We start from the raw sequence: 19,020 nt of genomic DNA on the forward strand, positions 1-19,020 counted from the left end.
TTGTTCTCCTAACTCAAACCAACCGGAAGATCCGGCGGGCGTTTTCATCACTCTTCTGCCCCAGCCATGTAGGGTCTTCTTCTCGCCAGACAGCCACCTGCTGGACAATATGGGGCAAAAAGCAGGGTTCATTGCGACGAGATGCAGGTTTAGGGTGCAAATCCCTTGGCAACAAATAGGGTGCGTCAGTTTCCAGCAACAATTGCTGGACAGGAATTCGGGGCAGCAATGCTCTCAGTTCAAGACCACGGCGCTCATCGCAAACCCAACCGGTGATACCAATAGATAAACCTAATGCCAGGCAAGCATCTAATTCATCACCTGAACCGGTAAAACAATGCACGACAGCAGCAGGGATTTTATCTAGCCAAGGCGAAAGTAGAGTGATGAAGCGTTCGTGAGCCTCCCGGCAATGCAAAAATACCGGCAAGGAAAGCTCAGCAGCCAAGGCTAGCTGCGCAGTAAAAGCTATTTCCTGTTCTGCGGGAGTAGAGAAATTGCGGTTAAAATCCAGCCCACATTCACCAATAGCAACCACCGAGGGGTTGGCGGCCAGAGCGCGAACCTGCTGCTCAACACTGGTTTGCCAACTGCTCGCCTGATGGGGATGAACACCGGCAGTCGACCAACAGTAACCTGGATATTTAACAGCCAAGGCAAGAGCGGCCTGACTTTCTTCAGCATCAGTACCGGTAATCAGCATACCGGTAACTCCTGCATCTCTTGCCCGATCAACCACCAACTGGTTATCTTTTACAAACTGTGAGCTGGTTAAATTCACACCAATATCAAACATATGCGTTCCAAAACAGAAGCCGCCCTACCAGGTGGCTAAAACATCAAAGCATATACCTGACATCGTTCAGGTTGCTGATTTGCTGACGGTTTGCAGTACTCGACCCATCAATAGATTTTGCCTCTATGAGGCTGCGGCAAACAGTGTTTAAGTCGCGCCAATCACATACTGTCGTATGCTTATTCCCTACATTTTGTAGATCTAGCAAGGTCTCTATTTATGGCACTTTCGGATAGTTGTTTGCTTCTTCATCCTCTTCCTCAATATCTACGCGGCGCTGTTTACCGGTATAGAAACGAGCAAAGAACACCCCTATCTCAAATAGCAGATACATTGGGATAGCCAAAAGTGTTTGCGACAATACATCAGGAGGCGTAAGAAGCATCCCGACCACAAAAGCCCCCACAAACACATAAGGACGCTTCTTCTTTAATGCCTCTGGCGTTGTTACACCCGCCCAACACAATAGGATTATCGCGATTGGCACTTCAAAAGAGATACCAAAAGCCATAAAGAGCGCCATGACGAAATCAAGATACTTAGTGATATCCGTTGCGATAAGCACGCTTTCCGGCGCGGTTTTGGCGAAAAAACCAAATGCCAGCGGGAAAACAATAAAGTAGGCAAAGGCCATCCCCAGGTAAAACAACAAACTACTGGATATCAACAACGGAACCATCAGGCGACGTTCATGTTTATACAACGCAGGGGCAATAAATGCCCAAACCTGATAGAGGATCATCGGCGCAGAGACAAACACCGAGACCATCATGGTTAACTTAATCGGAGTAAAGAAAGGTGATGCAACATCAGTTGCGATCATACTGGAGCCAGCAGGCAGCTGTTTGATTAACGGTGCTGATACCAGGTGATAAATATCATTGGCAAAAAACACCAATACCAGAAAAACCACCAAAATGGTGATTATGCAGTTCAATAACCGCTTACGCAGTTCTATCAAATGAGTGATAAGAGGTTGGGTATCATCAACAGCCATGTTTACCGATCGCCGCCAGTTGGGTGAATACGAGGTTTGTCAGCACTGAGAGACTCGGTGCCACGGGCATCAGTTGCAGCCGATTGCGGCTTGATGACAGAGATATCCACAATATGCACAGGCTCCCTTTTGGCGGTAGGAGTAGGTTTAATCAACTCACCAGCCTCAACCGCAGGTTGCTCGACATGAACAGAAACTGCCTCCGCAATTGGTTGAACAGCTTCGACATAATGAGTACCGGGAACTTGTGGCGCGGCAGAAACCTGAGTTGCAGACTCGGCTGGCGTAACCCCATCATGAATCGCTTCAGGTTCAGTCACTAATGGATTATGGATAGTATGGGGGTCTTTCGAGCCAATATCTGCACTGTAAGAGCGTTTAAGCGCTTCAGCGGCTTCTTTAAGCTCATCCATTGACGCCTTTAATTCCGGCGTTAGATTTTGTAAACCTGCCTGCTCTGCTTTCTTCAAGCTGTCTTGCAATTCTTGCAGCTTTAATTCTTGCGCCAACTCATTCTGCACGGTTGCGGCAAGTGAACGCAATGTACGAATCCAGCCTGCGACAGTTCTTACCGCTACGGGCAACCGTTCCGGCCCAAGGACGACCAGACCGATCACAAGAATCAGTAGCAGTTCACTAAACCCGATGTCGAACACAGCTTATCCCTGCTCTTTGTCGTGACTCTTAGACTTAGACTCTTCAGCTTTCACGACCGGCTGCTGTACTTCAGTAATCGATTTCGCAAAATCAGCATCATTACTGGTTTTATCGACATTGGTTGGAGGAGTTTGTGTGTCATCGCCAATCGCTTTTTTAAAGCCTTTGATGGATGCACCCAAATCTGACCCTAGTGTCCGCAGTTTGTTAGTGCCAAACAACAGAACAACGATCACGGCAATGATTAATAACTGCCAAATGCTTATACCGCCCATTACATTCACCTCTATATAAAAGGGTTATTCCACAGAGGAGCGCATTATACGGCATACTGGCTCTATGGATACTGATCTAACTTACCGCATTATGAACTAACGCATAGCTCTTCATGAAAATTATCTCTTCCTGAAGAATTGTTACATCACACCTAAGTCATGTAATAACTCAAAACTCGGAATTACGAACAATAAATAAGTTAGCTTGTTCGCCGCCAACCGAGAAGCCAAGCCAATACACCCGCGATGACAAGCCCTGTAGAGGCTTCCATCGCACCAGCCAGAAAGAAAATAGTACCACTGACTAATAGTGTAGCGCCAACGCCGAACAAATACCGTGATTGGCCTTGGCGTTGCTGCTGGCCTTGCATTTGAGTTGTGAGTTTATCGACACTTTGTTGTAATAATTTGTGCTGCTGCAAACTGTCATACACAAGCTCTGGCAGCTCAGGAAACTTTTCAGCCCAGAATGGTGCTTTTTCTTTCAATGCACGAATAACCGCAGGCAACCCGACTTGGTCTCGCAGCCAGCTTTCCAGGAAAGGCTTGGCTGTCGTCCAAAGGTCAAGCTGAGGATAAAGTTGACGCCCTAAGCCTTCGACATACAACAAAGTTTTTTGCAGCAAAACTAACTGCGGCTGCACTTCCATATTAAAGCGGCGGGCGGTGTTAAAGAGATTCAATAGCACATGGCCAAAGGATATTTCGGCTAGCGGCTTTTCAAAAATAGGTTCACAGACGGTACGGATAGCGAATTCAAAATCTTCAACATTGGTATCACGAGGAACCCAGCCAGAATCAACATGCAGCTCTGCAACCCGCCGATAATCCCGATTAAAGAAAGCAATAAAGTTTTCCGCAAGATAACGTTTATCGGCTTTATTCAGTGAACCGACAATACCACAATCAATACCGATATAGAGTGGATCATGGGGATGCTCATAGCTGACGAAAATATTTCCAGGGTGCATATCTGCGTGGAAAAAACTGTCACGGAAAACTTGAGTGAAGAAGACTTGGACCCCGCGTTCAGCCAGCAGCTTCATATTGGTGCCTTGATCTTCAAGAGCTGCAATGTCAGATACCGGAATACCGTAAATCCGCTCCATCACCAATACGCTTTCTCGACAATAATCGGAATAAACCTCGGGAATGTAGAGCATTGGGCTATCTTCAAAATTACGGCGCAATTGAATGGCGTTCGCCGCTTCTCGCAGTAAATTTAGCTCATCCAATAGCGTTTTTTCATATTCACGCACCACTTCCCGCGGCCGCAATCTGCGGCCATCAGGTAATAGTTTCGGCACCCATCCCGCCAGGCGATACATCAACCGCACATCAGCTTTAATAATTGGCAGAATATCAGGACGAATCACTTTGAGCACAACTTCCTGACCATTCTCTTTTAAACGTGCCGTATGTACCTGGGCAATAGAGGCGGAGGCCAAAGCCTCTTGTTCAAAATCGTCAAACCATGTTTCTAATGGCCCACCCATTGCTATCTCAATGTGTTTTCGCGCGAGTGCGCCATCAAATGGGGCAACTCTATCCTGTAATAAAGCCAGTTGATCAGCAATAGTTGGCGGAAATAGGTCACGTCGGGTTGACATCATTTGGCCAAATTTGATCCAGACAGGCCCTAACTCCTGCAAGGCGAGGCGCAAACGCTCACCCAAAGGCATATCTTTATGGCGATTGGGCAACCAGAAAAATAGATGACGACCAATACGTAAAGGTAACGTCAAACGTATATTCGGAATTAATTCATCCAGTCCGTAGCTTAAGAAAACCCGAATGATTAGATACAGGCGCCGAAGTTCTCCTGGCGTCATTGTTTTGTCTCCATAGTTGCCAATCTGGTGCTCAAAACTTCTATTGCGCGGGAAGTGGCATCAACTTCTTCGTTAAACCACACTACCTCAAGTGGGGCTGGGGCCATTTTCCATTCTTCAGTGATAGCTTCGGCCAGATAATGCTGCTGCTGGCATACCTGTTTCCTTAAAAAACGGCCACTGTTATGAATTGCCTGCCCGACGGTTTCTGCTGCTATATCGCCAATATACGGCGCTAACCACTCCGCAGGCTCCCACTCGGCAAGGTCCAAGAGCGCAACGAGTTGCTGAACGACCTGGATATCACCCTCGACAATCAACTCGCCAGAACGCATCAAAGGTGAAAGCTGTTGGCGATCTCGCAGTTTTGCTAACACCGCAACATTCGTTTTAACGATACAGTCTGCTTCACCATCCCATTGGGTCAAAATATCGATCTGCCGTTCACTGAATACTAATAGCAAGGGAAAATTCATCTCATTCAATTCGATGCGTAGAACTTTCCCTACCAGACGCAACCGCGCGGCTTTCATACTGTTATCGCGAAATAGCACACTATTTAGCGACGTTTCTAATACAGCCGTTATGAGTGGTGCCAGCTGCATTGGCTTCAATAAAAAAGGTTTTAATATCAGTGATTTTAGCGGCATAGCCATATTCCTGTCAGAACTTGAAGCCCCGATGTAACGCAACAATGCCACCGGTTAAATTGGAATAGGTTACGTTTTCAAACCCGGCATCCATCATCATGCCCTTCAGTGTTTCTTGGTCGGGGTGCATCCGAATAGACTCAGCTAAATAGCGGTAACTTTCAGAGTCCTGTGCCACAAGCTCACCAATCTTAGGCAAAATATGGAAGGAGTAAGCATCATAGGCTTTACTTAAAGGTTCCAGAAGTGGCTTAGAGAACTCAAGAACCAGTAAGCGGCCTCCGGGCTTTAATACCCGAAACATTGAGCGCAGTGCCTTTTCTTTTTCAGTAACGTTTCTTAAACCAAATGAAATGGTAATGCAGTCAAAGTAATTTTCAGGGAAAGGTAAAGATTCGGCATTGGCCTGAACATAACTAACATTACCAACGACACCTTTGTCACGTAGCTTTTCACGCCCCATACGCAACATAGATTCGTTGATGTCCGCCAGAACCACCTCACCCTGCTCACCTACCAAACGGGAGAACTTGGCAGTCAAATCGCCTGTACCACCAGCAAGATCCAAGACCCGTTGACCGCGACGCACGCCGCTACAATCAATGGTAAAACGCTTCCAAATACGATGGACGCCGAACGACATCAGGTCATTCATCAGATCGTATTTAGCTGCTACGGAATGAAAAACTTCTGCCACCATGCCTTCTTTTTGTTCTTTGGCTACGGTGCGGAAACCAAAATGAGTGGTTTCCTTCTCCTGATCTACCATTTTCTATGCCTGCTTTTCAGTCAATCTTTCGAGGAAGTGTACCAGAACTCCGATGAAAGCCCCACCTCACCTGGCATTAAGCAAACTGCTTAATCGCAGCTTTCCCAACATCATGCAGAAGAGGAACGTGCAACTAACTCTGATACTTCAGCGGTGCAGGATCATCTGATTCTGCATCATCGGATAGAGTCAAATCACCCTCTGGTTGATGCTCCGCACTGGCTTTTTCTGCCAGCAAAGGGCTGATAGGCCGTTTTACCTCGACCCCCAAAGTGCGAAAACCTTCTACTTGCCCAATCAGGTTACCACGGCCTTGCGACAGTTTGTTCATTGCCTGACGATAACTTAGTTGTGCTTTATCGAGGCTTTGCCCCAATGACTCCATATCGTCAACAAATAAGCGCAGTTTGTCATAAAGTTTGGCTGCTTTATCAGCGATTCGCTGTGCATTCTGGCTTTGATGTTCGTATCGCCATAAATTGGTAATAGTGCGTAGAGCCACCAGCAATGTTGTCGGGCTAACCAACATAATATTGTGTTGTAGCGCTTCACTTATCAATTCCGGTTGGCGATCAATTGCCACCAAAAAGGCAGGCTCAACAGGAATAAACATCAATACGTAATCGAGAGAACGTAAACCGGGAAGCTGCTGATAATCCTTGCGACCTAGCATCCTGATATGCGCACGTAGTGACGATAAATGCTCACTTAATGCCGCTTCGCGCTCAATATCATCTTCACTGTTAAAATAGCGCTCATAGGCTGTCAGTGACATTTTGGCATCAATAACAACATCTTTACCCTGCGGCAAGCGCACAATGACATCTGGCTGCATACGGCTATTAGTATCAATCTTTACACTAACCTGGGTTTGATATTCATAACCCTCGCGTAACCCCGAAGCTTCAAGTACCTTAGCTAAAACGACTTCACCCCAGTTTCCCTGGGTTTTATTATCCCCTTTGAGGGCCTTGGTCAGGTTTAGAGCTTCCCGCGCCATTTGAGCATTGAGCTGCTGTAAGCTACGGATTTCATGGGTTAAAGTATGGCGTTCACGAGCCTCTTGCCCAAAGCTATCCTGTACCTGTCTACGGAAACCATCTAGCTGCTCCCGTAGAGGTAACAGTAAGCGATCCAAGCTTTGCTTATTTTGTTCATCTGCCCGGCGACCAGTTTGTTCAAAAATGCGGTTCGCCAGATTTTCAAATTGAGCGGTCAGACGCTGTTCACTGTTAAGCAACAGACGCTGTTTTTCCTCTGCGGCCAGTCGCGTTTCTTCCAAGCGAATAGTCACTTCGCGCAATTCAGCCTCTTGAGCACTATTCACTTCCCGTTGCGCACGTAATTCCTGATTAAGCTGGTCGCATTCATTGCGCCAATGCGCTAGCTGCTGGAGTTTCTCGGCATTTCCCGCTAGCTGGCTGTGCAAATTGCGCTGCTCTAATTCATTTTGCCGTAATTGCTGTTCATTGCGCTGCTGAACTGCCTGTAATTCTGCGACATTCTGTTGAGCCTGCTGCATAGCCTGCTCCAGTAAACGCCGCTCGATATCTTGTTGTGCTCTAGCCCGCTGTTGATACAGACTGGCAATTAGCCAACCTATAAGCCCACCAACCAGGCAGCCTCCGAGGCCATAAAATAAACTGATATCCACGGTTATCTCCCCATTAACCTACTGCCAGTCAAGGTAAGGGGATACTGTATGGATGTCCAGAGTGTTTTTCCGTTACATGCCACATTGCGAAGCTGTTCGCATAAATAATACGCAGTTCAAAATTCACTCACTTCCCTATCGGAAAATAGGTTAAAACAGGCATCTGTTGGCAACCAGCGTGGCACTCATGTGTTTAATCCATCCAGTGAGAAAGCCATTGAATACCAAATGCCCCCGGAGCCAAAATACCAAATGCCCAAATTAAGGCGGAGGTGATATTAGCTAGTTGGAAATAACGCTTAGGCATTGCACAAATGCCGGCAACTAAAGGGACAACCGCACGTAAAGGGCCAAAGAAACGACCAATAAATGCGCCAAAGAACCCCCAGCGCTCAAAGAAAGCATGTCCGCGCACGAGTAATTGCGGGTTGCGAGAAAGTGGCCATAGGGTACCGACACGATCTTTGTAGTGGACACCAATCCAGTAAGAGAGCCAGTCACCAAAGAAAGCGCCAGCGGCGGCAGCGCCCCAGATTGGCCAGAAAGGAATACCACTTTCGCCAATTAATGCTCCCAGACCAAGCAAAATTACCGTTGCGGGCAATAACAGTGAAAGAAAGGCGAGAGATTCGCCAAAAGCCAGAAAAAACACAATTGGCATGGCCCACACTTCATGGTTGCGCACAAAATCGGTAATGGTAGTAATGACGTCATTCAAAGTCACACGCGTTTTCCTGTTTTTGATAAAAGTGGCTACCAGCATACTCAATGTGTCGCGGTCTTGGCTCAACAAAAAATAAACGGCCAGAAGATTCTGGCCGTTTGAAAGGGTTAATGCTCTGAATTTGGAATGTCAGAGATATCAGGCGTTGGCAGTGACTACCTTATTGCCTGCCATCTCGGCTGATCTGCGAATCCACAGCTCACGCCATTTCTTCAGTGCTGATATCAGGATAATGACACCCAGTGTCATCATGATGATAGAGATGATGCCATTAAACAGGTTGTAACCTTTCGCTGCTGAATTGAAGTACACATGGGTGATCATCCAGTAACCAGCATAGTTTACGGTGACAAACAGGTAAGCCAATGGAATCACGCAAGTCAGCATGTAAATCCGTTTGGTTGCCAGACGCAGAATAATAGTGGCACCGATAATCAAACCAACAGAAGCCATTAGCTGATTTGATACACCGAACAGCGCCCAGACTGAGTTGATATCACCGGAGTTAAGGAGGTAACCCCACAGCGCACAAGCAATAACACTACATGCTAGTGTACCCGGTAACCAATCAGTACGTTTTAGTGGAGCCCAGATATCGCCCAGGAAATCTTGCAGCAGGTAGCGAGCAACACGAGTACCTGAGTCAACTGCTGTCAGGATAAACACCGCTTCAAACATCACGACAAACTGGAAGAAGTAGGCGGCCATGCTGCTAAACCACGGTACACGAATGAAAATATCTGTCATACCGACGGCAAGAGTCACGGCACCACCGGTACGTCCATACAAGTCCAAACCAATTTCTTCGCTCAGTTTCGGCAGATTAACCACATCCATACCGAGTGCGCTCCAGGCTTCGGCAGATGAGTTAATAGCAAAGTAATCAGCAGGATGTAGCGAGGTTGCAGCGATCAGAGCCATAACCCCAACCATGCACTCGGCCAGCATCGCACCAAAACCAACGGGTAAGATATCACTCCATTTATCGATCTGTTTTGGTGTAGTACCTGAACCAATAAAGGCGTGGAAACCAGAAATAGCGCCACAAGCAATAGTAATAGAAATAAACGGCCAAACGGGGCCAGCCAGTACAGGACCACCACCGTGGATAAACTGTGTTACTGCTGGGAATTGAATCTCAGGGTTAATAAACACAACACCCACAATCAGGGCACCGAATACGCCAATTTTCATAAAGCTGGAGAGATAACCGCGAGGGGTCAATAACATCCAGACAGGTAGGGCTGTCGCGAAGAAAGCATACATTGGAAGAATGATACTGACGGTATCGGCTTTCAGCATGAGCCATTCGCCAAGCCAGGTGTGTTCAATATAAGGGCCGACGAACACGCACACCATAATGGCGGCGATACCGACATAAGAAGCCCCTTTCATGCTGCCGGTCATGCGTTCCCATAAGCCAACACAAATCGCGATAGGGATTGTCATGAACACCGCGAAAGTACCCCAAGGGTTACGTTCCAGCGCATGTACTACAACCATTGATAACCCGGCCATAGTAATCGTAATGATAAATAGCATTGCCAGACCGGTACACCAGCCCGCGACTGGCCCGAGTTCTGATTTAGCCACTTCAGATAGAGATTTACCCTGATGTTTCATCGAAGCGAACAGAACAACGGTATCGTGAACGGCACCGCCGATAACACAGCCAATCAATAACCACAGGAAGCCGGGTAAATAACCATACTGGGCCGCCAACACAGGGCCAACCAAGGGGCCAGCCGCAGCAATGGCTGCAAAGTGGCTACCAAAGTTCACCCATTTTTTAGTTGGAACGTAATCTTTACCATCTTCAAAGGTGTGGGAAGGTGTTACTTCACTGTCATCGACGCGCAGAACCTTACGAACAAAAAAGATACCGTATAAACGGTAGCAGATCGTAAGGATACAGGCGGAGGCGATAACAAAGGTAATCGCATGTTGCATGAGCATTCTCTCCAGGGAATTTGTCAGGCGTTAACATACGCTTGCTCCCTAAGAGAAATATCAGCGAACTGGTTAAGCGGTAGTTTGCATCATTAAGCGGTTAAAAAGAGCCACTTAGTGGTGGCTCAATACAGAAGAAATGAGAAGATTACTCTCTTGGGAAATAATTATTCCAGGAAATATGACTGCAACTTTTCGCGCTCAATGCTGCCAAGACCAAATTCCTGCTGTAGCCATTGCTCGCGGCTACCATAGCGCTCTTGAATACTGCGCAGTGCGGTTTGGATGAATTCTTCACGGGCCGATAAAACAAATGCAAACTGCCCTAGCGCCTGAGAATTTAGTTTTAGTGCCAGTTCCGCCAGCATGTGTTCACGAAAAGGTGCCAGTGTTGTTTCAGTCAACAGATAATCTTCCAATACCGTCGATTCATCGGCACCTAAAGCAAACAGCACCAAAGCCGAACCCACTCCAGTACGGTCTTTCCCGACGGCACAATGCTGTACCACGCCAGCAGCGGCATGCTCTGGTGACGCGCTATTTTGTAGCAAACAGACTAACTGTTTATAAGCTTGATTATTAAATGGCAGGCGACGGTACAGCTCTAACATGAAAGCTCTGGCATCAAATGTCGCTAACGTCTCGTTAGTCAGTTTTTCCAGATTGGCGTTAACTTCACTGCTGAGGGGGTTGGCTGGAATATTGTGATAACTGGCACCTTGCCACACGATATCGGGCTTAGCCTGAACTTCATCTGCATCACGGTAATCAAGGATTTGAGCGACAGAGCCACTGCTAAGAACAGCACAATCTTTGGTGCTCAAACGGTCAAGTGATCCTGAACGAAACAATAGCCCGCGCTTAATACGCCGACCATCTGCAACGATGTTACCACCGAGATCACGAAAGTTAATACCACCATCCAGTGGCAATAGGGAAGGATGAGATAGAGCAGGTGTCGTCATATTTTCCTCTTATTATTGCTCGTTATAAGAGTGATGACCTTACCAGATAAAGCGCTGAAATAAAAAACGAGCCAGTAAACTGACCCGCTCATTTGGTATTCATTGATTCGCTTATTGCGGGTTTTACCCATAAGCCGTCTGTATTACAGCAGGTGACGAGCCGCTTCAACGACAATTTTTACTGCATGGCTTTCAGTTGCTTTCATGGTTTCTTCGTTCGGGATCTCTTGTTGAGTGCGGTTAACAATCACCCCTGCGACCATACCGGCACGCAATCCTTGGCTGGCACACATTGTCAGCAGAGTGGCAGATTCCATTTCATAATTCATCACGCCCATAGATTGCCATTCCTCCATAGAACCTTTAAAACGGCTAACTACGCGGCCAGAGTAGGTATCGTAACGTTCCTGCCCTGGATAGAAAGTATCTGAAGACGCGGTAACGCCAATATGAGTCGTCGCACCGACTGATTTAGCCGCGTTAACTAATGCCGTGGTGCAATCGAAATCAGCCACCGCCGGGAATTCCATTGGTGCGAAATGCAAGCTGGCACCGTCTAAACGCACCGCTGCGGTGGTGACCAAAACATCACCGACATTAATATGTGGCTGGATAGCGCCAGTAGTACCAATACGCAGAAACGTCCGCACACCAAGTTGTGCCAACTCTTCAACTGCAATAGAAGTTGACGGGCCGCCGATACCGGTTGAGCAGACAATCACAGCTTTGCCATCGAGTTCGGCACGCCATGAGGTAAATTCACGATGTGAAGCCAGATGTACTGGGTTATCCATCAATTTAGCGATTTTCTCAACACGCTGTGGATCACCCGGAACGATCGCCAGAGTCGCCCCTTGCAGATCATTTTTAGTCAGGCCCAGATGAAAAACGTCGGATTTAGCCATGTGTGAGACTCCTCTGTCATGAGAGATGTTATGTCCATCATACTTCAAGCTGCATGTGCGCTGGCTACTTTTAACCCTACCGAATCAATTACTTATGTAAATTCATCGGGATTAATGAGCCTCAAAGAGGATCATCCTACGGGCTAGCATAAATGCGGTTCAAATCGGTTTTCACCGAGTTGTCATTCACTTACCGCCTTCCTGCAACTCGCATTATTTAGGAATATAGGGAGGTACAAAGGAATACTTTACTCAAAATCATCACATAATTTCGTGACGACAATCACTTTGATAAAAGAAATGATAAATACAAATACATTAAAAATGTGACTTAAATCACAATCTAAGGCTATCTAGCCTGAACTTCATGCAAACACTGTCCACCGCAGTAGTGATTTATATATGAATATCAATAGTAGGACTCATTGAGCAATGTTGGATGAATATCTTGTTATCAGCAACTGACTTATCTACCGTACTCATGTCGCAATAAAATGCTTAATTACTGTAAACCTCATCTCATTAATCCCAAAGATTACCTATAGTTAAAGTCGTCAATAGCAAATATCAAGGGCAATGGATAGCTCAACCCAATACGGTTTACCGAGTCATACTTTCCTCATTTCATAAGGAGACCACCGTGAAAACTGATCAATCTATGACTCTCAGGCAGGCGACAAGCGGATTCACACCCGCAGTAAATCCTCTGGCCTCGACGATACGTCATACCGACCAACAAGGTATTCACTGCATAGAAACCACCATCCCTTCTCAAGGCGATGAGTTGCCGGCTTACATTGCCAAGCCAGCGCAACACTCGGGGCCATATCCGGTGGTGATTGTGGTGCAAGAAATCTTTGGTGTGCATGAGCACATTCAAGATATCTGCCGCAGATTGGCAAAGCAGGGTTATCTGGCCATTGCTCCTGAGCTGTTTTTCCGCCAAGGGGACGCCAAAGAATACGATGATATCAATGCATTAGTGAGAAACTTAGTCAGTAAAGTACCTAACCGACAGGTGATGGTCGATCTTGATCATACCGCCCACTGGGCATTCCTTCACGGTGGTGACCCCAGCAAATTAGCCATCACGGGATTTTGCTGGGGTGGGCGCATTGCATGGTTATATGCCGCCCATAATCCGCAACTGAAAGCCGCAGTGGCCTGGTATGGTAAATTGGTCGGGGAGAAAACCTTGCTACTACCGAAATATCCGGTTGATATTGCCGTCAACCTTAACGCCCCGGTGCTGGGGCTGTATGGCGGTAAAGACGGTAGTATCACGCAGGAGCATATCGATACCATGCGTCAGGCATTACGAGCAGCAAATGCTGATGCCGAAATCATTGTTTATCCAGATGCAGGGCACGCATTTAATGCTGATTACCGCCCAAGCTACCATGAAGAATCGGCTCTTGATGGCTGGCAGCGCATGCTTGACTGGTTTGCGCAGCACGGAGTCGCAGCGAATCCTATTAACGAAGATGATAAATAACCGCCATAAAAAAGGGCGCAAGATATGCGCCCAAAGTTTCACAACACAGAGTAAACCGTTATTAATCAGACCTGTTCTTCACGCAGACGTTGTGCTGCCAGTACCATGTTTGCCAGCGCCTGACGGGTTTCCGGCCAACCACGGGTTTTCAGGCCACAGTCGGGGTTAACCCACAAACGTTCCGCCGGGATACGTTGGGCCGCTTTGCGCAGTAAAGCTTCAATCCATTCCACACTTGGCACATTCGGCGAGTGAATATCATAAACACCGGGACCAATTTCATTCGGATACGCGAAATCTTCAAATGATTCCAACAGTTCCATATCTGAGCGGGAGGTTTCGATGGTAATTACATCAGCATCTAGCGCAGCAATAGAATCCATGATGTCATTGAATTCGCAATAACACATATGGGTGTGAATCTGAGTATCGTTTTGCGCAACCGCAGCATTCAATTTAAAAGCATCAACCGCCCACTGTAGATAAGCTTGCCAGTCAGCACGGCGCAGAGGCAGGCCTTCACGCAGCGCGGGTTCATCAATCTGGATGATACCGATACCGGCTTTTTCCAGATCTTCCACTTCATCACGCAGTGCCAACGCAATTTGCTTCGCGATGGTTTCGCGGCTGACATCTTCGCGTGGGAATGACCAACACAGAATAGTCACCGGCCCGGTCAACATGCCTTTTACCGGTTTATCGGTCAGTGATTGAGCATATTTCGCCCATTCAACGGTGATGGCTTCAGGGCGGCTGATATCACCAATAATGACCGGCGGCTTAACGCAACGCGAACCGTAGCTCTGTACCCAACCATTTTGCGTAAAGACAAAACCGTCCAGATGCTCGCCGAAATATTCCACCATGTCATTACGTTCGGCTTCACCATGAACCAACACATCCAGCCCCAAACGTTCCTGTTCAGCAATCGCTTGTTTGATGTGTTCGCTAATACCGGTGCGGTAGTTTTTACCATCCAGGCGGCCTTGTTTGAAGTCCAAACGCAAGCCACGGATCTCGGTCGTTTGTGGGAATGAGCCGATGGTGGTGGTCGGCCAGGCCGGCAAATTAAAGCGCTTACGTTGGGCAGTTGCACGCGCCTCATAAGGCCGTTGGCGTTCAATATCTTGCGCGGTGATCGCCGCCAGACGCTGTTCTACTTGCGGATTATGCACACGGCTGGAAGCGCGACGAGCGCGGATTGGGGCGCTGTAAGCCGCTAATTCAGCCCGTTTGGCTTCACTTGGTGCATTCAATGCCTGGGTCAACAGCGCCAGTTCGGCACATTTTTGCAGGGCGAAAGCAAACCAGCTCTTCACTTCGGCATCAAGACGCGTTTCTTCACTTAAATCAATCGGGCTGTGCAATAAGGAACAAGAACTCCCCAGCCACAGCGGGCGGCTATTCACCAGCGGTTGCAAGCGCTCAAACCAGTGACTCAGATCGGCACGCCATACGTTACGGCCATTGATAACGCCCAGTGATAGCAACCACGCTTGCGGCAATGTTGCATTCAGCTCAGCAATATCATCCTGACCGGCAACCACATCAACATGCAGCCCTTGCACTGGCAGAGCGCGGATGGTGTCGAGGTTATGACCGATACTGTCGAAATAGGTGGTCAGCAACAATTTAACCTGACCTTGCAGCGCCTGATAAGCCGGTTGATAAGCATCCAGCCACGCTTGTGGCAATTCCAGCACCAATGCCGGTTCGTCAATTTGCACCCACTCGATACCGCGTTTGGCCAATTCGCCCAACACTTGCTGGTACACCGGCAGAATGTCTTTCAATAATGACAAGCGATCAAACTGCTCACCTTTCACTTTACCCAGCCACAGATAGGTTACCGGGCCAAGCAGTACCGGCTTGATTTTGTGACCTAATGCCAGTGCTTCATCCACTTCATCCAGCAGCTGAGTCCAGCCCAATTTGAACTGCTGACCTTGTTGGAACTCTGGCACCATGTAGTGATAATTGGTATTAAACCATTTGGTCATTTCTGCCGCTGCCGCCGGTTTACCGGTGGGTGCGCGGCCACGGCCAATGCGGAACAAGGTATCCAAATCAATCGAACCATCAGCATTCTGATGACGCTCCGGGACATTACCCAGCAGCAAACTGGTGGTCAGGACATGGTCATACCAGGCGAAATCACCGACTGGCACTAAATCAACGCCAGCTTGCTGTTGCTGTTGCCAATGGCGGGCGCGCAATTCACGACCCACATTGAGCAATTCTTCTTGCGTGGAGTTGCCTGCCCAGTAACTTTCTTGTGCTTTTTTCAGTTCACGTTTCAGACCTACACGCGGAAAACCCAGTGTGTGATTTAAAATTGTCATCGTCTTATTTCCCATTTAGCCGTCCAGATGTTTACACATCCATAATCAGCAGGTACTGTATTAATCACAAGCGCAATTTGTTCACTGTCACTGTGAAGGACTCTCATGATCGAACTAAAACACTTACGCACCCTGCAAGCTCTGCGTAATACCGGCTCACTGGCGGCGGCAGCAACACAGCTTCATCAGACTCAATCGGCGTTGTCCCATCAATTCAGTGATCTGGAACAGCGCCTGGGTTTTCGTCTGTTTGTGCGTAAAAGCCAGCCGTTACGTTTCACAACACAAGGTGAAATCCTGTTGCAATTAGCGGAACAAGTGCTGCCGCAAATCAAGCAAGCGCTGCAAACCTGTAACGAACCACACCAAACCGCGCTGCGTATCGCCATCGAATGCCATAGTTGTATTCAGTGGCTGACACCCGCGCTGGATAATTTCCACAAAAGCTGGCCACAAGTGGCGATGGACTTCAAATCAGGCGTGACTTTCGATCCACAACCAGCCTTGCAGCAAGGGGAGTTGGATCTGGTGCTGACATCGGATATTTTGCCGCGCAGTGGCCTGCATTATTCGCCGATGTTTGATTTTGAGGTGCGCTTGGTATTGGCACCTGACCATCCATTAGCCAATAAAGCGCGTATCGAACCGGAAGATTTAGCGCAAGAAGTGTTAATGATTTACCCGGTGCAGCGCCAACGGTTGGATATCTGGCGGCATTTTCTGCAACCGGCGGGGGTTAATCCCGCATTGAAAAATGTTGATAACACCTTGCTGCTGATCCAAATGGTCTCAGCACGAATGGGGATCGCCGCCCTGCCACACTGGGTAGTTGAGAGCTTCGAGCGTCAGGGGCTGGTGGTGACGAAAACACTGGGAAATGGTTTGTGGAGCCGGTTATACGCTGCCGTCCGAGACGGGGAACAGCGCCAACCGGTCACTGAAGCTTTTATTCGTTCGGCCCGGCAACACGCTTGCGAGAGTCTGCCGTTTGTAAAGAATGCGGAGCGACCCAACGCCGGTGTACCCATAGCGAAGCCATTATCACCATTGCCCCAATGATAAAGCTGGGCCAATGGGGCTTTTCTTGCCAAATGGCCAGATTCACCAGTAACCCAGCCGGAACATGCACGTTATTCATGATACCCAGGGTGCCGGCATCAACTTGTGTCGCACCATAGTTCCACATGAAGTAGCCCAAGGCCGAAGCCCCGACACCAAGCCAAACCAGCACCCCCCACTGCAACGGCGTGGTGGGCAGTTTTTGTGGATTGCCGAAAGCAAACCAGGCAATGACAGCAACAATCAAAGCACCAACATAGAACCATGAAAAGGCCACATGCTGCGGGATAGGATGGACTTCCATCAACCGTTTGTAGCCCACCTGCCCGATGGCAAAACAGATATTTGCCGCCTGAACCAGCACCAATCCCCACCAAAAATGTTCACTGAGATGGTCATAACGGATGATTGCCGCCCCAGCCACAGCCAGCAAGGCACTGAGGGCATAGCCCCACCGCAAGCGCTGACGGCGCAGCAAATCATAGATTAATGTGACATACAGCGGCGTCATCACGGTGAACAGCAGAAACTCCGGTACCGTCAAATAGAGATACGCGCGGAAGCTGAACAAGTACATGATACCTAGCTGGATTGCGCCCACCGTCATATACAGCACAATCACCCGCCAATTGATATTGCGCCAACGCAGGAAAGGCAGAAAAACCAGCGCCGCCAGCCCGACACGCATTAGCACAGAGAACCAGCTGTCCACCTGTCCGGCCAGATATTCGCCAATCAGGCTAAAAGAGAACGCTCATAAGATGGTGGTAATGACCAGTAACAACACAATAGTTGGCTCTTTGAGGTGATAAAGCGCAATTGTAGCGGAAGTTGGACGCTAATCATTAGCGAAGTAGGTTTACATATGAGTAATAATAAACCAAACGAATGATATCCACTATCAGGGATATCATTCGCTGGAACAACTCATCTTCTGCGGTTAAGACATCCCGACACCAATAATGGTCAGAATCAGTGGGGTTGTCACCGCCGCCAGCACCGTGGACATCACTAAACTCGCGGCGGCCGGGCCGGTCAGCACATTAAATTGGCGCGACATCAGATAAACGTTTACACCCGTTGCCATTGACCCGAGCAATACCACAACTTGCGTTTCCAGCGCGGGTAAATTCATTGCCCATGCCAGCGCCCATATCACCATCGGCTGCACAATTAGCTTCAAAAAACAGATGGCACTGCTGATTTGCCAGCCCTCACTCACGCGGTATTCCGCTAACCCCATGCCCAGCACAATCAATGACAGCGGCGGAGCCACCTGCCCTAACATCGTGACCGGTTGGTCGATAAATTGCGGCAATTGCAAACCGGTCAGGCTAAATAAAGTACCGGATATAATCCCGATAATCAGTGGGTTAGTCAGTACGCTGCGAGCGGTTTTCGCAAACCCGGCTAACGTTGGTGAGCCATTGCGCGCCCACTCCACGGAGATAGTGACTAATGTCCACAAGATCAATCCGTTAAATACCAATACCAACGCCACTGCGGGAATAGATTTCTCCCCCAGCATAATGGTGGCAATGGGTAGCCCCAGCATCACGTTGTTGGAAAAAATCCCCCCGAGGGCAAATACCGAGCCGGATACACCATCCAGATGAAATACCCGGCTGGCGATGGTTCGCCCGATAACAAACACCACCAGACAACTGCCAAAAAAGGCAATCAGCAAGCGGGCATCCACCGCCGGGCGCTCAGAGAAATCGCACATCATACGAAACAGCATGGCAGGTAACGCGAGGGAGAAGACAAAGCGGGTCAGGCCATCAGTAATCGTGGATGGCCATTTACCCAATCGAACCAAACCGTAGCCCAGCGCGAGCAGAACAAACAGCGGTGAAGACAACACAATCTGGTGCCAGAGCGAAATAACAAAGGCGGGCATGGTTCACTTCCTGTCAAACCGGGCCAGGTCAGCCCGTACATGTAAGAGTG

At 48.3% G+C, this 19,020-nt stretch carries 16 protein-coding genes and 1 pseudogene; 2 read left to right on the forward strand and 15 right to left on the reverse strand.

The window, feature by feature from the left end:
- Positions 1-13: 13 nt before the first annotated feature.
- The 12 genes and pseudogenes from tatD to udp all read right to left on the reverse strand — a co-directional run bounded on the left by tatD (position 14) and on the right by udp (position 12,174).
- Entirely contained in the window at positions 14-796 is a 783-nt protein-coding gene (tatD, locus tag AT01_RS10865) for a 3'-5' ssDNA/RNA exonuclease TatD (protein ID WP_042547159.1), read from the reverse strand.
- A gap of 217 nt (positions 797-1,013) precedes the next feature.
- A complete protein-coding gene (tatC, locus tag AT01_RS10870) occupies positions 1,014-1,793 on the reverse strand; it encodes a Sec-independent protein translocase subunit TatC (RefSeq protein WP_042547160.1) in 780 nt (259 codons plus the stop codon).
- A gap of 244 nt (positions 1,794-2,037) precedes the next feature.
- Positions 2,038-2,449: pseudogene (tatB, locus tag AT01_RS22595) on the reverse strand (Sec-independent protein translocase protein TatB); the annotation flags it as partial.
- A 3-nt stretch (positions 2,450-2,452) separates the two neighbouring features.
- On the reverse strand, positions 2,453-2,725 hold the full coding sequence (gene tatA, locus AT01_RS10880) for a Sec-independent protein translocase subunit TatA (RefSeq protein WP_004703919.1): 273 nt from the start codon (positions 2,723-2,725) through the stop codon (positions 2,453-2,455).
- A gap of 200 nt (positions 2,726-2,925) precedes the next feature.
- On the reverse strand, positions 2,926-4,557 hold the full coding sequence (gene ubiB / locus AT01_RS10885; RefSeq protein ID WP_042547162.1) for a ubiquinone biosynthesis regulatory protein kinase UbiB: 1,632 nt from the start codon (positions 4,555-4,557) through the stop codon (positions 2,926-2,928).
- Positions 4,554-5,207, reverse strand: coding sequence for a ubiquinone biosynthesis protein UbiJ (ubiJ, locus tag AT01_RS10890; protein WP_042547163.1), 654 nt, complete (start codon positions 5,205-5,207; stop codon positions 4,554-4,556). Before ubiJ ends, ubiB begins: the two co-directional genes overlap by 4 nt.
- Positions 5,208-5,220: 13 nt before the next feature.
- A complete protein-coding gene (gene ubiE, locus AT01_RS10895) occupies positions 5,221-5,976 on the reverse strand; it encodes a bifunctional demethylmenaquinone methyltransferase/2-methoxy-6-polyprenyl-1,4-benzoquinol methylase UbiE (protein WP_042547164.1) in 756 nt (251 codons plus the stop codon).
- 133 nt (positions 5,977-6,109) lie between these two features.
- Complete coding sequence (gene rmuC / locus AT01_RS10900) at positions 6,110-7,630, reverse strand: DNA recombination protein RmuC (RefSeq protein WP_042547165.1); 1,521 nt, start codon at positions 7,628-7,630, stop codon at positions 6,110-6,112.
- Between the two features lie 193 nt (positions 7,631-7,823).
- Complete coding sequence (locus tag AT01_RS10905; RefSeq protein WP_042547166.1) at positions 7,824-8,354, reverse strand: DedA family protein; 531 nt, start codon at positions 8,352-8,354, stop codon at positions 7,824-7,826.
- Positions 8,355-8,492: 138 nt separating this feature from the next.
- Positions 8,493-10,304: a carbon starvation CstA family protein gene (locus tag AT01_RS10910; protein ID WP_042547167.1), complete on the reverse strand. Its 1,812-nt coding sequence runs from the start codon at positions 10,302-10,304 to the stop codon at positions 8,493-8,495.
- Between the two features lie 167 nt (positions 10,305-10,471).
- Positions 10,472-11,269 (reverse strand): tyrosine-protein phosphatase, encoded by a 798-nt coding sequence (locus tag AT01_RS10915; protein ID WP_042547168.1) that lies wholly within the window; start codon positions 11,267-11,269, stop codon positions 10,472-10,474.
- Between the two features lie 143 nt (positions 11,270-11,412).
- Positions 11,413-12,174 (reverse strand): uridine phosphorylase, encoded by a 762-nt coding sequence (gene udp, locus AT01_RS10920; RefSeq protein ID WP_004703927.1) that lies wholly within the window; start codon positions 12,172-12,174, stop codon positions 11,413-11,415.
- A 640-nt stretch (positions 12,175-12,814) separates the two neighbouring features.
- Between udp and AT01_RS10925 the strand changes: the two genes are divergently transcribed.
- On the forward strand, positions 12,815-13,669 hold the full coding sequence (locus tag AT01_RS10925; protein ID WP_042547169.1) for a dienelactone hydrolase family protein: 855 nt from the start codon (positions 12,815-12,817) through the stop codon (positions 13,667-13,669).
- Between the two features lie 65 nt (positions 13,670-13,734).
- On the opposite strand, the gene metE is transcribed toward AT01_RS10925, so the two are convergent.
- The gene (metE, locus tag AT01_RS10930) at positions 13,735-16,011 is read right to left on the reverse strand and encodes a 5-methyltetrahydropteroyltriglutamate--homocysteine S-methyltransferase (protein WP_082039591.1); all 2,277 of its coding nucleotides are present in this window, start codon (positions 16,009-16,011) and stop codon (positions 13,735-13,737) included.
- A 105-nt stretch (positions 16,012-16,116) separates the two neighbouring features.
- Here metE and metR point away from each other — a divergent pair, with 105 nt between their 5' ends.
- Entirely contained in the window at positions 16,117-17,070 is a 954-nt protein-coding gene (metR, locus tag AT01_RS10935; RefSeq protein WP_042547171.1) for an HTH-type transcriptional regulator MetR, read from the forward strand.
- Here metR and AT01_RS10940 read toward each other — a convergent pair.
- A complete protein-coding gene (locus AT01_RS10940; protein WP_235427306.1) occupies positions 16,958-17,809 on the reverse strand; it encodes a carboxylate/amino acid/amine transporter in 852 nt (283 codons plus the stop codon). The genes metR and AT01_RS10940 overlap by 113 nt on opposite strands.
- 201 nt (positions 17,810-18,010) lie before the next feature.
- Positions 18,011-18,970 carry an AEC family transporter gene (locus AT01_RS10945; RefSeq protein WP_042547172.1) on the reverse strand — a complete coding sequence of 320 codons (960 nt, stop codon included), beginning with the start codon at positions 18,968-18,970 and terminating at the stop codon, positions 18,011-18,013.
- Positions 18,971-19,020: the final 50 nt, after the last annotated feature.

The organism is Yersinia aldovae 670-83 (assembly GCF_000834395.1).
Taxonomy (GTDB): Bacteria; Pseudomonadota; Gammaproteobacteria; order Enterobacterales; family Enterobacteriaceae; genus Yersinia; species Yersinia aldovae.